At 70.4% G+C, this 15104-nt stretch carries 12 protein-coding genes; 9 read left to right on the top strand and 3 right to left on the bottom strand.

Translation table 11 applies throughout. The features are described from left to right. Window positions 1-41: 41 nt before the first annotated feature. Window positions 42-755, top strand: a complete 714-nt coding sequence (locus tag ACYVO6_RS01985) for a TetR/AcrR family transcriptional regulator C-terminal domain-containing protein (RefSeq protein WP_461056623.1) — start codon at window positions 42-44, stop codon at window positions 753-755. A gap of 22 nt (window positions 756-777) precedes the next feature. On the opposite strand, the gene ACYVO6_RS01980 is transcribed toward ACYVO6_RS01985, so the two are convergent. From ACYVO6_RS01980 to hmgA, 3 genes are read right to left on the bottom strand one after another with little or no spacing between them, the layout of a single operon-like run. Further along, window positions 778-1986: a type ISP restriction/modification enzyme gene (locus tag ACYVO6_RS01980; protein ID WP_461056622.1), complete on the bottom strand. Its 1209-nt coding sequence runs from the start codon at window positions 1984-1986 to the stop codon at window positions 778-780. Window positions 1987-2037: 51 nt separating this feature from the next. After that, a complete protein-coding gene (locus tag ACYVO6_RS01975) occupies window positions 2038-2787 on the bottom strand; it encodes a GntR family transcriptional regulator (RefSeq protein WP_461056621.1) in 750 nt (249 codons plus the stop codon). Between the two features lie 28 nt (window positions 2788-2815). Next, window positions 2816-4132 (bottom strand): homogentisate 1,2-dioxygenase, encoded by a 1317-nt coding sequence (hmgA, locus tag ACYVO6_RS01970; RefSeq protein ID WP_461056620.1) that lies wholly within the window; start codon window positions 4130-4132, stop codon window positions 2816-2818. 197 nt (window positions 4133-4329) lie between these two features. Here hmgA and ACYVO6_RS01965 point away from each other — a divergent pair, with 197 nt between their 5' ends. The 8 genes from ACYVO6_RS01965 (at window position 4330) to ACYVO6_RS01930 (ending at window position 15021) form a co-directional block, all read left to right on the top strand. Then, on the top strand, window positions 4330-4944 hold the full coding sequence (locus ACYVO6_RS01965; protein ID WP_461056619.1) for a hypothetical protein: 615 nt from the start codon (window positions 4330-4332) through the stop codon (window positions 4942-4944). Further along, window positions 4944-5564: a TetR family transcriptional regulator gene (locus tag ACYVO6_RS01960; RefSeq protein ID WP_461056723.1), complete on the top strand. Its 621-nt coding sequence runs from the start codon at window positions 4944-4946 to the stop codon at window positions 5562-5564. The genes ACYVO6_RS01965 and ACYVO6_RS01960 overlap by 1 nt, the downstream gene beginning before the upstream one ends. Before the next feature lie 256 nt (window positions 5565-5820). After that, on the top strand, window positions 5821-8076 hold the full coding sequence (locus ACYVO6_RS01955; RefSeq protein WP_461056618.1) for a molybdopterin oxidoreductase family protein: 2256 nt from the start codon (window positions 5821-5823) through the stop codon (window positions 8074-8076). A 122-nt stretch (window positions 8077-8198) separates the two neighbouring features. Next, window positions 8199-9665, top strand: coding sequence for a CitMHS family transporter (locus ACYVO6_RS01950; protein WP_461056617.1), 1467 nt, complete (start codon window positions 8199-8201; stop codon window positions 9663-9665). A gap of 36 nt (window positions 9666-9701) precedes the next feature. Beyond that, window positions 9702-10937: an MFS transporter gene (locus ACYVO6_RS01945; RefSeq protein ID WP_461056616.1), complete on the top strand. Its 1236-nt coding sequence runs from the start codon at window positions 9702-9704 to the stop codon at window positions 10935-10937. A 173-nt stretch (window positions 10938-11110) separates the two neighbouring features. Beyond that, on the top strand, window positions 11111-12448 hold the full coding sequence (locus ACYVO6_RS01940) for an ABC transporter ATP-binding protein (protein WP_461056615.1): 1338 nt from the start codon (window positions 11111-11113) through the stop codon (window positions 12446-12448). Between the two features lie 81 nt (window positions 12449-12529). Beyond that, window positions 12530-13921, top strand: a complete 1392-nt coding sequence (locus ACYVO6_RS01935; RefSeq protein ID WP_461056614.1) for an aldehyde dehydrogenase family protein — start codon at window positions 12530-12532, stop codon at window positions 13919-13921. Window positions 13922-13941: 20 nt separating this feature from the next. Next, complete coding sequence (locus tag ACYVO6_RS01930) at window positions 13942-15021, top strand: Zn-dependent alcohol dehydrogenase (protein WP_461056722.1); 1080 nt, start codon at window positions 13942-13944, stop codon at window positions 15019-15021. The last annotated feature ends 83 nt before the right edge of the window (window positions 15022-15104 follow it).

Below are 15104 nucleotides of genomic sequence, written 5' to 3'. Positions count from 1 at the left end.
TACGGTGTACGTAACTAAGATGGTCACGAGGTGATCGACCCATGGCAGGGCGCAAGGCCGTACCCGAAGTGATCTGGAACCGCCCCGAGCGCACGGGACGCGGCCCGCGTCCCGCGTACACCCGCGTGGACATCGCGGCCGCCGCGGTGCGGATCGCGGACGCGCAGGGGCTGGACGCGGTGTCGATGCGGCATGTGGCGGCCGAGTTGGGCTGCGGCACGATGTCGCTGTACAACTACGTGCCGCGCAAGGAGGACCTGTACGAGCTGATGATCGACGCCGTCGGCGCAGAGCACGACTTCAAGGAGCCCTCGGGCGACTGGCGCGCCGACATGCTCCGGAACGCCCATGAGACCCGCGTCATCATGCACCGCCACCCCTGGCTGCCGCGCCTGATGGCGGGGGTCTACGGCTTCAGCCCCAACACCCTGCGCTATCTGGAGCACTGCCTGGCCTGCCTCGAACCGCTCGACCTCCCGTACAGCACGAAGATGGAGCTGGTCGCCCTGCTCAACGGCGTCGTGACGACCTACACCGCGAACGAGCTCGCCACCGCCGAGCGCACCCGCTCCATGCCCTGGTCCGAGGAGGAGGAGAACGCGGTCCGTATCGCCTACCTCGGCAGTCAGGTGGCAACCGGCGCGTATCCGCGGCTGGCCGCGGCCTTCATGGAGGACTCCGGGCCGATAGACCTGGAGGCGGTGTTCGAGCGGGCGCTCGGCAGGGTCCTGGACGCGTTCGACCCGAAGCGTTGAGCGTGGGGCGCCAAGTGCCCCGTCAAAGCAGGGCGAACTGTCCTTCAGGGCCCTCTTCGTGATGGTCGAGTACGGAGGCGGGTTTGCGTGCCGCGTCCGGTACCGGGAGTACCCCCGCCTTCCGGAGCTCGGCCACGGTGATCGGGGATTGCAGAGTCAACTCCGCCTGTTGAGGCGCCAGTTCCGCCAGTAGCGCCAACACCGTGATCAGCTCGAGCAGTTCGGATGTCCAGGTCTGGGGCCACGTGGAAGGGCGGATCGCCTCCAGCGTGCCGGGCTCCGGGGGAGTGACCCGGGCGGTGAACCACTGGTCCAGGACCCGGGCGCCGCCCACCTCGAAGTCCCAAGCGGTGGGCGGTACAGGGGAGATGCGGCCCTCGTCGAGATGGAGGGTCTCCTCGTCGCGGTCGTAGTGGAGTTCGAGGGGGCGGGCGGGGAGCGGGGCGCGTACGTAGGGGCGCCGTCCGCCGGGGAGTTTGGGGCGGTCGCCGTCGCGGCGCATCAGCCAGAGCATGCGGTGCCCCAACTCGGTGCCGTACGCCCAGAGTTCGGGGGCGGCGGTGAGTGGGACGGCGCAACCGTCGGGGCCGGTCCGCGCCACCGCCACCGTCCAGGCGAGGACATCGAGCGGGGCGGGGGAGTGGCCCAGGCGTTTGGCCAGATGGTCCACGAGGCCGGGCGCGAGGTTCGGTTCGAGGCCGCCGGGGCGGCGGTACAGGGGGTGGATGCGGCCGGGGCGGGCCGCGGGGGCGTTCTTCGGCTGCCGCGGCTGCGGCGGGAGCACGGGCAGCACGGACGCGACGAGCAGCGTGGGTCCGTCCGGCGCGGGCGCCTGCTCGACGGCGAACACCTGCCGCTCGTCCGCCACCCGCCACAACTCCGGGCGGGCCGCGTCGATCAGCCGGTGGTCCGGGATCAGCCACTGCTCGTCGAACGGCCCGTGCAGCACGCGTACGGGCTCCGCGCAGGGCCCCGAAGCGTGGGCCAGCCGACCCGTTCCGGTGGACTGGCCCGGCAGCCCTGCCACCGCCGAGTGCAGGTTCCGCGCACGCGTGACGCCGAACAAGGCCTCCCGGTCGGGCCCTTCGGCCTTCACGAAGGCGTCCCAGCGTGCTTTCAGGGACGCCGCGTCGGGCGCCGTCGGCCACCCCCGGCCGAGCCGCGGCGGTGCGACGGACCACGGCATGAGGTCCGCGAGCAGCGGAGCGTCGTCGTGCGTCACGCTCGGCATCGTACGACGCCACCCAGTGACTGTGCCGGGGGTGGCACCGTCCGCCCGGCCCTACGTGGCGTCCAGGGTGACCGTGAACGAGAAGCGGTCGCCGCGGTAGTGGATGACCGCCACATCGAGGACCTGGCCGGACTCGTCGTGGGCGACGCCCGTGTAGCGCAGGATCGGGCTGAGCAGCGGCACCTCGAGGAGGCGAGCCGTTTCCGGGTCGGCCAGGCGTGCCTCGACGGTGTCCGTGATGCGGCTGATGCGTATGCCCACCACGTCCCGCAGCACCTTCGTCATCGGCCAGCGGGCCAGATCGTCCAGGTCGATGCGCTCGGCCAGTTCGGGCCGTACGTAGTTACGGGCGTGGTTCGTCGGCTCACCGGTCTTCTCGTCGCTGCGCAGCCGGTGATACGTCGCCACCTCGGCCAACTCCGGGAAGTACTCGGCGAGTTCGGCCGACACGGGCGCCGTGCCGTGGTCGAGCAGCTGAGTCGTCATGCCCGACTGCTGGGCCACGATCGCGTCCACCGAGCCCAACAGCCGTACGGGAGCGCCTCGTTGGGCGCTCGGCTCGATGAACGTGCCGCGCCGGCGATGGCGGGTGATCAGGCCCTCGTCCTCCAGTTCCTTGAGCGCCTGCCGCATCGTCAGCACGCTCACCCCGTAGTGCCCCGCCAGTTGTTCCTCGGTGGGTAGGCGCAGTGGGTCCTCCGGCGAGCGCCCGAGTATCGAGGCGCGCAGGGACTGCGAAACCTGATACCAGAGCGGCAGTTTGCGGTTCAGGACGATCGAGTCCGGGGCGAATGAGGTCACGAAGGTATCCGTACCGGTCAACGGGCGTTCAGTGCAACGGGCCGAAGTGACGTTCGAGGCCTTGCCATACATCGTCGTACGCCCGTTGCAGGTGTTCCGCCCGTGCCCCCTGTGCCGTGAGGGTCACCGGCCAGCGCGTCTCGAACATGAAGGCCAGGCCGTCGTCGACCTTCTGCGGTCGCAGCTCGGCGGCGCTCGCCCGGTCGAAGGTCTCCCGGTCGGGCCCGTGCGCCGACATCATGTTGTGCAGCGAACCCCCGCCCGGCACAAAGCCCTCGGCTTTCGCGTCGTACGCGCCCTCGATGAGCCCCATGTACTCGCTCATCACGTTCCGGTGGAAGTACGGCGGCCGGAACGTGTCCTCACCCACCAGCCAGCGCGGTGCGAAGACGACGAAGTCGACGCCCGCGAGGCCCGGCGTGTCCGTCGGCGAGGTCAGGACCGTGAAGATCGACGGGTCCGGGTGGTCGTAGCTGATGGAGCCGAGCACATTGAAACGGCGCAGGTCGTAGACGTACGGCAGATGGGTGCCGTGCCAGGCGACGACATCCAGCGGCGAGTGGTCGTACGTCGCGGTCCACAGGTTCCCGCAGAACTTGTTCACCACCTCCACCGGGCCCTCGACGTCCTCGTACGCGGCGACGGGCGCCCTGAAATCCCGTGCGTTGGCAAGGCCGTTGGCGCCGATCGGGCCGAGCTCGGGGAGCTGGAAGGGGGCTCCGTAGTTCTCGCACACGTAGCCACGCACTGACTCATCGAGCAGCTCCACGCGGAAGCGCACCCCGCGAGGAATCAGCACCACATGCCCGGGCTCGGCGTGCAGCAGTCCGAACTCGGTGCGCAGCAGCAGCCCGCCGTGCTCCGGCACGATCAGCAGCTCGCCGTCGGCGTCGCTGAACACGCGCCGCATCGAGGAGTTGGCGTGATAGAGGTGCACGGCCATGCCGGTGCGCTGCGTGGCGTCGCCGTTGCCGCCGAGGGTCCACAGGCCCCGTACGAAATCCGTGCCCGGCTCGGGCTCCGGCAGGGGGTTCCAGCGCAGCCGGTTCGGGTCGGGGGTCGTCTCCGTGAAGGGTGCCGTGCGGAGGGTGCCGTTGTCGGTGCGGGCGAAGGCCGGGTGGGCGGCGGACGGGCGGATCCGGTAGAGCCACGAGCGGCGGTTGTGTGCCCTCGGCTCCGTGAACGCCGAGCCGCTCAGCTGCTCCGCGTACAGCCCGAGCGGTGCGCGCTGCGGCGAGTTGCGGCCGATCGGCAGCGCGCCCGGCACCGCCTCCGAACTGTGCTCATTGCCGAAGCCCGAGAGGTACGTCAGTGCCTCGGCGGTCTTCTGCGCATCCCCGTTCATGGTCGCTCCCTTGCGCCCTCGCTCCTGATTCCTATGTAACACCGTAGGATTCAGGATTTCCGTTCGCAAGACGTGGGTGAGAGGTACGCAGGACGTGGGTGAGGCGAACGGCGTGATCACGCCAAGCCCGCTGTAGTACCCAAGAACCAGACTTCAGGGGGATCCGCCTGTCAGAGCGGTGCCCTAATGTCCCCGACATGTCGTGGACGCGTGCCTTCCTCGCCGCGCTCGCGGTCAGTGCCCTCCTCGTTGCCCTGGTCGCGGGAATCACGGGCTGCGACTCCGGCGGCGCGGGCGAGGGCGACGGGGCTAAGCCGTCGCCGGTGGGCAAGGTGCTGGAAGACACGGACGAAGAGGGGCGGAACTATCGTGAGGTCGACAAGAAGCGCGCACCCGAGGTCGGGATAGAAGTGCTGCCCGACACCCGCGAGGGCTGGAACGTCCGCCTGACCGTCGGCGACTTCCGCTTCTCACCGACCGGCACGAAGAAGGCGGCCGTTCAGGGGCGCGGCTATGCCCTCCTGCGGCTGGACGGCCGCCCCGTCGCCGAGCTCCGCGACCCCACCCACCACCTGCCCGGCAGCTCCGTCACCCGGGGCACGCACAAGATCACCGTGCGCCTCCACGCCGACGACGACACCGTGTGGGCCGTCGACGGCGAACCCGTTGAGCGCACCGCGGACATCACCGTCTCCGATCCCGGGCCGTCGGCCACGACGACTGCCTCCGCGCCGACCCCGCAGGTGAGCGGGCGAGGCGCCGACCGGCGTACTGGGGGGCGCGGTTCCCCGAACCCCGGCGGAAAGGCATGATGATGTCCGTGCCCCAAGCGACCTCGCTGCGCCGCGCTCCCGTTCAGCGCCGGAGCGCGGAACGACTGACCAGGATCCTCGACGCCTGCGCCGACCTCCTCGACGAGGTGGGCTACGACGCCCTCAGTACCCGAGCCGTCGCCGTGCGCGCCGGCGTCCCCATCGGCTCCGTCTACCGCTTCTTCGGCAATAAACGTGCCATGGCCGACGCGCTGGCCCAGCGGAACCTCGACCGCTACGCCGAACGCGTCACCCACCGCCTCGAAGCGGCGGGCGGGGAGGGTGGCTGGCGCTCGGCCATGGACGCCGTGCTCGAGGAGTACCTCGTCATGAAGCGCACCGCGCCCGGCTTCGCCCTCGTCGACTTCGGCAACCAGATCCCCGTAGGCACCCGCGACGCCGAACCCAACACCCGCGTCGCCGACCGCCTGACCGACATGCTCTCCGCCTACCTCGACCGCGAACCCGACGACGACCTCCGCCGCACCTTCCTGGTCGCCGTCGAGGCCGCAGACACCCTCGTCCAACTCGCCTTCCGCCTCAGCCCGTCGGGCGACGAGCGGATCATCGAGGAGACGCGGGAGCTGCTGCGGTCGTACCTGGCGCGCGTGCTCGACTAAGCGCTCCGCTGGAAGTGCAGTGATGAGGCTGCGGGCCGGTGGGGGCTGGTCGCGCAGTTCCCCGCGCCCCTTCGGGGCGCGGTACCGCGCCGGACTTCACCGAGGCTGCTTAGGCATGCTCGACTGAAGCCCGATCGGCGGCCGATCGGCACGGGAGTGTCCGACGCGACCCTCGCAGGGCCTCCCCACCCTGCATACCGGTCGGTATGCTCGGCGGCAGTCCGTGTGCCGACGTCGCCACCCTCCCGGAGGACCCGTGTCCACCACCACCGACTCCCGCACCGCCCTGCGCATCTGCCCCCTGTGCGAAGCCACCTGCGGTCTGAGCCTCACCATCGAGGGCACCCGGGTGACCGGCGCCCGAGGCGACCGCGCCGATGTGTTCAGTCAGGGGTTCATCTGCCCGAAGGGCGCCTCCTTCGGAGCCGTCGACGCGGACCCGGACCGGCTGCGTACGCCTCTGGTGCGCAAGGACGGTGAGCTGCGCGAGGCTACCTGGGACGAGGCGTTCGACGCGGTGGCGGCAGGGCTGCGGCCGGTCGTCGAGACGTACGGACCGCACGCCCTCGGCGTCGTCCTGGGCAACCCGAACGTCCACACCATGGCCGGCGCCCTCTATCCGCCCGTTCTGCTCACCGCCCTCGGCACCCGCAGCATCTTCACCGCGTCCACGCTCGACCAGATGCCCAAGCATGTCTCCAGCGGGCTCCTCTTCGGCGACGCGAACGCGATCCCCGTACCCGACCTCGACCGCACCGACCACCTCCTGTTGATCGGCGCCAACCCCCTGGAATCCAACGGAAGTCTGTGCACCGCACCCGACTTCCCCGGCAAGCTCAGGGCCCTCAAGGCACGCGGCGGCACCCTCACCGTGATCGACCCGCGCCGCACCCGTACCGCCAAACTCGCCGACCGCCACGTCCCGATCCGTCCCGGCACCGATGCGCTGCTGCTCGCGGCCATGGCGTACGTCCTCTTCGAAGAGAAGCTCACCGACCTCGGCGAACTCGCCGAACTGGTGCAGGGACTCGACGAACTCCCCGACGCGCTACGGGACTTCACTCCCGAAGCCGCCGCCGGAGCGTGCGATGTGGACGCCGCTACGATCCGTACGCTCGCCCGCGAACTGGCCGCCGCGCCCACCGCCGCCGTCTACGGCCGCATCGGCAGCTGCACCGTCCCGCACGGCACCCTGGCCAGCTGGCTCGTCGACGTGCTGAACATCCTCACCGGCAACCTCGACCGGCCAGGCGGCGCCCTCTTCCCGCAGGCCGCCACCGACAAGACGCCCCGGCCCGCCGGGCCCGGCCGCGGATTCGCGCTCGGCCGCTGGCACAGCAGGGTCAGCCGTCACCCGGAGGCCAAGGGCGAACTGCCCATCGCGGCGCTCGCCGAGGAGATCGACACCGCCACCGCCGAGGGCGCACCCGTCCGCGCCCTCATCGCCATCGCCGCGAACCCTGTGCTGTCCGCTCCCGACGGCGAACGCCTCGACAAGGCCCTCGGCTCGCTCGACTTCATGGTCAGCGTCGACCCGTACCTGAACGAGACCTCGCGCCACGCCCACGTCGTGCTGCCGCCGCCCCCGCCCTCACAGAGCCCGCACCACGACTTCGCGTTCAACACCCTCGCCGTACGCAACCAGGTCCGCTACACCCGCGCCGCCGTCCCCCTCGAACCCGGCCGTATGGCCGAGACCGAGATCCTCGCCCGGCTCGTCCTCGCCGCCACCGGCATGCACGGCGCCGACCCCTCCGCCGTGGACGCCATGGTCATCGACCAGACCCTCGGCAAGGCCGTCAAGGAACCGCACTCCCCGGTGTACGGCCGCGACCCCTGCGAGCTCGCCGCCGCGCTCACCGGCGACAACGGCCCCGAGCGACGGCTCGACATGATGCTGCGCCTCGGCCCGTACGGCGACGGATTCGGCGTACGACGGGAAGGGCTGAACCTGGACAAGCTGCTGGACCAGCCACACGGCATCGACCTCGGACCGCTCCAGCCACGCCTGCCACAGCCGCTCAAGACCCGCAGCGGACGCGTGGAACTGCTGCCGCAGCCGATCGCCGACGACCTGCCACGCCTCAGGGACGCTCTGCACCGGCACCCCGACGGCCTGGTCCTGGTCGGCCGCCGTCATCTGCGCTCCAACAACAGCTGGATGCACAACATCCCCGCCCTCACCGGCGGTACGAATCGCTGCACCGTCCACATGCATCCTGACGACGCCGCACGCCTCGGGATCGCGGACGGGGAAGCCGTACGGATCAAGGGCGCCGGGGGAGAGGTGACCGCTCCGGCCGAGGTCACCGACGGCATCCGGCACGGGGTCGTGAGCCTCCCGCACGGCTGGGGCCATGACCGGCCGGGCACCCGTATGAGCCACGCCGCCACCGAGCCCGGAGTCAACGTCAACCAGCTTCTCGACGGCTCGCTGCTTGACCCGTTGTCCGGCAATGCGGTCCTCAATGGCGTACCCGTCGAAGTCGCGCCAACAGGGACAACGCTGTGACCAGGAGTTTTGCGCTTATTGCTCGCGCGTCAACATCTTGTTAACGCTTGCACGAGCGCCCTAACGTCGCTCCAACCGCCGGCCCTGGTGGCTGTTCAAGGGCGAACGTTAGGTATCCACTCATGCTGACCATCCTCGGCTTCGCCATGATCGCGACCTTCCTGGTCCTGATCATGATGAAGAAGATGTCGCCGATCGCGGCGCTCGTACTGATCCCGGCACTCTTCTGTGTGTTCGTCGGAAAGGGTGCCCATCTCGGCGACTACGTCATCGAGGGAGTGGGCAACCTCGCGCCCACCGCCGCGATGCTGATGTTCGCCATCGTGTATTTCGGCGTCATGATCGACGTCGGGCTCTTCGATCCGATCGTGCGGGGCATCCTGCGCTTCTGCAAGGCCGACCCGCTGCGCATCGTCGTCGGCACAGCCCTGCTCGCCGCGATCGTCTCGCTCGACGGCGACGGCTCGACCACCTTCATGATCACGGTCTCGGCGATGTACCCGCTCTACAAGCGCCTCAAGATGAGCCTCGTCGTGATGACCGGCGTCGCCGCCACCGCCAACGGCGTCATGAACACCCTCCCCTGGGGCGGCCCCACCGCCCGCGCCGCCACCGCGCTCAAGCTCGACGCCGGCGACATCTTCGTCCCGATGATCCCGGCCCTCGGCGTCGGCCTGCTCTTCGTCTTCGCCCTCTCGTACGTACTCGGCCGCCGCGAGCGCAAGCGGCTCGGCGTGCTGAGCCTCGACGAGGTCCTGGAGTCGGAGAAGGTCATCCTGGAGAAGGAGGAGCAGCCGGAGACCGAGACGGTGCTGGTCGGCGCGGGTGCAGGTGCCGGCGGCTCTGGCTCCGGTGACGGGAAGGGCCGCACGGGCAAGGCCACCGGTGGCGCGGGCTCCGGGGCAGACGCCTCCGAGGCCGCGGAGGACGACGAGGACGACGTACGGCTCCAGGGCCTGGACCCCAACCGCCCGACGCTGCGCCCCAAGCTGTACTGGTTCAACGCGCTGCTCACAGTGACCCTCCTGACGGCCATGATCATGGAGTGGCTGCCGATCCCGGTCCTGTTCATCCTCGGTGCCGCGCTCGCCCTGACCGTGAACTTCCCGCACATGCCCGACCAGAAGGCCCGCCTCGGCGCCCACGCCGAGAACGTGCTCAACGTCTCCGGGATGGTCTTCGCCGCCGCCGTCTTCACGGGCGTCCTCCAGGGCACCGGCATGGTCGACTCCATGGCGAACTGGCTCGTCGACAGCATCCCCGAGGGCATGGGCCCGCACATGGCGCTCGTCACCGGCCTCCTGAGCCTGCCGCTCACGTACTTCATGTCGAACGACGGCTTCTACTTCGGCGTCCTGCCGGTGCTCGCCGAGGCCGGCGCCGCACACGGGGTCTCACCGCTGGAGATCGCCCGCGCCTCGCTCGTCGGCCAGCCGCTGCACATGTCCAGCCCGCTGGTGCCCGCCGTATACGTGCTCGTGGGTATGGCGAAGGTGGAGTTCGGCGACCACACCAAGTTCGTGGTCAAGTGGGCTGCGCTGACTTCCCTCGTGGTACTCGGTGCGGGAATCCTGTTCGGAATCATCTGATCCCCTTCTTCTGATCCCCATCTCTTGGAGGACACCGTGAGGCCCGGTGGGAACCGCGGCTGGCTGCTCCGCCTCGTCATCGCCTTCAGCTTCGCGCAGGGGGCGGTGTCGATGGCCCGGCCCGCCGTCTCCTACCGGGCCCTCGCGCTGGGTGCGGACGAGCGTGCGATCGGTGTGATCGCGGGCGTGTACGCGCTGTTGCCGCTGTTCGTCGCCGTACCGCTGGGCCGCAGGACCGACCAGGGCCGGTGCGCGCCCCTGCTGCCCATCGGCGTCGTACTGATCGCCGGCGGCTGCGCCCTCAGCGGCACAGCGAACTCGCTGCTCGCGATGGCGGCGTGGAGCGGGGTGATGGGGCTCGGTCACCTCTGCTTCGTGATCGGCGCGCAGTCGATTGTGGCCCGCCAGTCCGCCCCGCACGAACAGGACCGGAACTTCGGCCACTTCACCATCGGCGCCTCCCTCGGCCAACTGGTCGGACCGATCGCCGCGGGCGCCCTGATCGGCGGCCCCGACATGGCGGGCACCAGCGCACTGGCGCTGCTCGTCGCCGCCGCGGGAGCCGCGGTCGCGTTCACCTCGCTGTGGCGCATCGAGCACCGTACGCCGGCCAAGTCCCATACGCCGCAAGGGGAACGCGTCCCCGTACATCGCATCCTGCGCACCCGGGGCGTACCCGCGGGCATCTTCATCAGCCTCGCCGTCCTCTCGGCGACGGACATCCTCACCGCGTACCTTCCGGTGGTCGGCGAGCACCGTGGCATCCCGCCGTCCGTCATCGGCCTGCTGCTGAGTCTGCGCGCGGCGGCGACGATCGCGTGCCGCCTGGTGATCACGCCGATGCTGCGCCTGCTCGGCCGAGCCGCGCTGCTCGCCACGACCTGTCTGCTGGGGGCCGTGCTGTGCGCGGGCATCGCGCTGCCGGTCCCGGTCTGGGCGCTGGCCCTGATCCTCGCGGCACTCGGCTTCTGCCTCGGCGTCGGCCAGCCCCTGTCCATGACCACGGTCGTGCAGGCCGCTCCGGACGACGCCCGCTCCACGGCCCTCGCTCTGCGCCTGACGGGCAACCGCCTGGGCCAGGTCGCGGCACCGGCCGCGGCGGGTCTGGTGGCGGGAGTCGCGGGGGTGGCGGCGCCGTTCGTGATGCTCGGCGCGTTGCTGGTGATCGCGTCGGGGCTGGGGCTGCGACAGGGGCGTACGGCTGCCGAGTCCGAACCGGAAGAGGAGCGTGCCGGGCGTACGTCGTCCACGCCGCACCGTGAGAGACGCTGAACCGGCGCACAGTGAGCGCACCCTGCTGAAGAGGAACCTCCCCTTCCGCGTGGCCGATAACCGGCCTGTACCAATCCCTCCGATGCTCTTCCCCAGCGCATGCGCAGTCCGTTAGCTTCCGTGACTCTCACGACTTATTCGCGCAAGAGCACCGGAAGCCCCGGGGGCCCCGCATGACACGCGCCATTTCCCTGAAGAGTGTCAGCAAGTCGTACCTGCGCGGCAACCGCGCGGTGGAGCAGTTGTCGCTCGACATCAGGCCCGGCGAGTTCCTCGTCCTGCTCGGCCCTTCGGGCTGCGGCAAGTCGACCGTGCTGAGAATGATCGCCGGACTGGAGGAGCCCACCGAGGGCGAGGTGTACCTCGACGGCGAGTACGCCACCGACCTGCAGCCCAGCGAGCGCAACATGGCCATGGTCTTCCAGAACTTCGCCCTGTACCCGACCATGACGAGCCGCGGGAACATCGGCTTTCCGCTGCGCCTGGAGGCCCGTGGGGAGGACCCCGCCCCGCGCGTGGACGCCACGGCCCGGATGCTCGGCATCCAGGACCTGCTGGGCCGCTATCCCAGCCAGCTGTCCGGCGGCGAACGCCAGCGGGTCGCCATGGGCCGTGCCATCGTCCGGAATCCGTCCGCCTTTCTGATGGACGAGCCGCTGTCCAACCTCGACGCCAAGCTCCGCAACCACCTGCGGGCCGAAATCTCCAGGATCACCAGGGAGCTGGGCGCCACCACGGTGTACGTCACCCACGACCAGGCCGAGGCGATGTCACTCGGCGACCGGGTCGCGGTGCTGCGCGGTGGCATCCTCCAGCAGGTGGACACCCCGCGCAGGGTCTACGCGCTGCCCGTGAACGTCTTCGTCGCCGCGTTCATCGGCACCCCGCGGATCAACCTGCTGCGCGGCGTCGTCCGCGCGCCGCTCGACGGAGCGATGTCGATCAGCCTCGGCCGCCAGGCACTGCGGCTGCCCGAACCCCTGTGCCTGGACCACCAGTTGCTGCGGGTCCAGCAGGGCCGCGAGGTCATCGTCGGCCTGCGCTCGGAAGCCATACGCCTGGCCCCGCGCTCCGCAGCCGGACCCGGCGAGGTGCCGATCAGCGGCCTGGTGGAGCACGTCGAGTACCAGGGGCACGAGGTGCTGGTGCACTTCAACACCGGCTCGCAGCCCGCCGTCGTACCGGAACTGGAGGCGCCCCGCCCGCGGCAGCTCGGGCGCCGCCGCAGGGAGAGCCCGGCGGGCGTGCTCGGCCGGCTGAGGGAACGCGCGGGCTCCCTGCGGGCCGGACCCGTGGTCACCCTGGAACGCGACGGTGACGCGTACGCGCCCGCCGAGGAGCGATTGCCCACCCCCGCAGGTGATCTGGTGGTCCGCACCACCCCCGACCGTGACCTCCGTCACGGCATGCAGGTTCCCCTCCTGGTCGACATCGACCACCTCTTCGTCTTCGATCAGCACGGGGAGCGCATCTCCCCGGCTCCGGAGCACCTGCCGGACCTGGGGGAGTGAACTCCGCCGGGGGGCGCCTGGCGGAGAAAAACTAACATCGCTAGTTTGGGGGCGGACGACGGACCAGCCCGGGAGGAAGCCATGAAGGCCCACGACGGCATGTACATCGGCGGCGAGTGGCGCGACGGTGCCGGCACGGATACCGGCATCGCGGTGGTGAACCCCGCCGACGAGCAGCTCATCGCCACGGTCCCCGCGGGTACCGCCGAGGACATCGATACCGCCGTACGCGCCGCCCGTGCCGCACTCCCCGGCTGGGCGGCGACCGAGCCCGCCGAACGCGGGGCCCGCCTGGCGGCCCTGCGAGACGTCCTTGTCGCCCGCAAGGACGAGATCGCCGAAACCGTCACCGTCGAACTCGGTTCGCCGCTGCCGTTCTCGCAGAAGGTGCAGGTGGGGCTGCCGATCCTGGTGACGGGTTCGTACGCCGAACTGGCCGCCACGTACGCCTTCGAGGAAAAGGTCGGCAACTCGACCGTCTACCTGGAACCCGTCGGAGTGGTCGGCGCGATCACACCGTGGAACTACCCGCTGCACCAGATCGTCAACAAGGTCGCCCCCGCACTGGCCGCGGGCTGCACGATCGTCCTCAAGCCCGCCGAGGACACCCCGCTGACCGCCCAGCTCTTCGCCGAGGCGGTACACGAAGCGGGCGTACCGGCCGGGGTGTTCAACCTGGTCACCGGCCTCGGCCCGGTCGCGGGCCAAGCCCTCGCCGAGCACCCCGGTGTGGACCTGGTCTCCTTCACCGGCTCCACGGCGGTCGGCAGGCAGATCGGTGCGACCGCGGGTGCGGCCGTCAAACGGGTCGCCCTCGAACTCGGCGGCAAGTCCGCCAACGTCATCCTGCCGAGCGCCGACCTCGCCAAGGCGGTCAACGTCGGCGTGGCCAACGTGATGTCCAACTCCGGCCAGACCTGCAGCGCCTGGACCCGCATGCTGGTGCACGCCTCGCGATACGACGAGGCGGTCGAGCTGGCCGCCGACGCCGCCGCGAAGTACGGCGACCGCATCGGCCCGCTCGTCAACGCGGGGCAGCGGCAGCGCGTGCGCGGCTATATCGAGAAGGGCGTCGCGGAGGGCGCGCGGCTGGTCGCGGGCGGCCCCGAATCCCCACGCGAACAGGGCTACTTCGTCAGCCCGACCGTCTTCGCCGACGTGACTCCGGAGATGACGATCGCCCAGGAGGAGATCTTCGGACCCGTCCTGTCGATCCTCCGGTACGAGAACGAGGCGGACGCCCTGCGCATCGCCAACGGCACGGTGTACGGGCTCGCCGGCGCCGTATGGGCAGGCGACGAGTCCGAGGCGGTCGCCTTCGCACGTCAACTGGACACCGGGCAGGTGGACATCAACGGCGGACGGTTCAACCACCTTGCGCCGTTCGGCGGTTACAAGCAGTCGGGCGTGGGGCGGGAACTGGGCTCACACGGGCTCGCGGAGTACCTCCAGACCAAGTCCCTCCAGTTCTGAGGAGCGCCGACGTGGCTGACATGGTTCGTGCTGCCGTACTGCCCGCCGTCGGTGCTCCGCTGGAGATCACCGAGATCGAGCTGCCGGAGCCCGGCCCCGGGCAGGTGCGGGTGCGCCTCGCCGCCGCCGGGGTCTGCCACTCCGACCTGTCACTGTCCAACGGGACCATGAGGGTGCCGGTGCCCGCCGTGCTCGGTCACGAGGGCGCGGGCACGGTCGTCTCCGTCGGCGAGGGAGTCACGCATGTCGCGCCCGGCGCCGATGTCGTACTCAACTGGGCGCCGTCCTGCGGCAGTTGCCACGCCTGTTCGCTCGGGGAAGTGTGGCTGTGCGCGAACGCGCTGGCCGGCGCGGGGAACGTATACGCGCGGCGGGCCGACGGGAGCGACCTCCACCCCGGGCTGAACGTCGCGGCGTTCGCCGAGGAGACGGTCGTGGCCGCCGCGTGCGTGCTGCCCGCGCCGCCCGGTGTCCCCCTGGCCGACGCGGCCCTCCTCGGCTGCGCCGTGCTCACCGGATACGGCGCCGTGCATCACTCGGCGAAGGTCCGACCGGGGGAGACCGTCGCGGTGTTCGGGGCCGGCGGGGTCGGTCTCGCGACGGTGCAGGCCGCCCGGATCGCCGGCGCCTCGAAGATCGTCGCGGTCGATGTGTCCTCGGCGAAGGAGGAGCTGGCCCGTTCGGCAGGTGCCACCGAGTTCGTCGTCGCCTCCGAGAACACCGCACGCGAGATCCGTGGGCTCACCGGCAAACAGGGCGTCGACGTGGCCGTCGAGTGCGTGGGCCGCGCCGTCACGATCCGTACGGCCTGGGAGTCCACACGACGAGGCGGCCGTACGACGGTCATCGGCATCGGCGGCAAGGACCAGCAGGTCTCCTTCAACGCCCTGGAGATCTTCCACTGGGGCCGCACGCTGTCAGGTTGTGTGTACGGCAACTCCGACCCAGCACGGGACCTCCCGATCCTGGCCGACCACATCCGCGAGGGCCGCCTCGACCTGGGCTCGCTGGTCACGGAACGGATCGCTCTGGAGGGAATCCCGGCCGCCTTCGACAACATGGTGGCGGGGAAGGGCGGGCGGGCGTTGGTGGTGTTCTAAGGGCGAGGCGGCCCACGGGACAACCCGCGCGTGCACGACCGTTGACCCGCATACCGTCCGGTCGGTACGGTCCCTCGAACGTC

The sequence above is a fragment of the Streptomyces pseudoechinosporeus genome (genome assembly GCF_054783935.1).
This window is presented reverse-complemented; position numbering and strand designations above follow the sequence as displayed.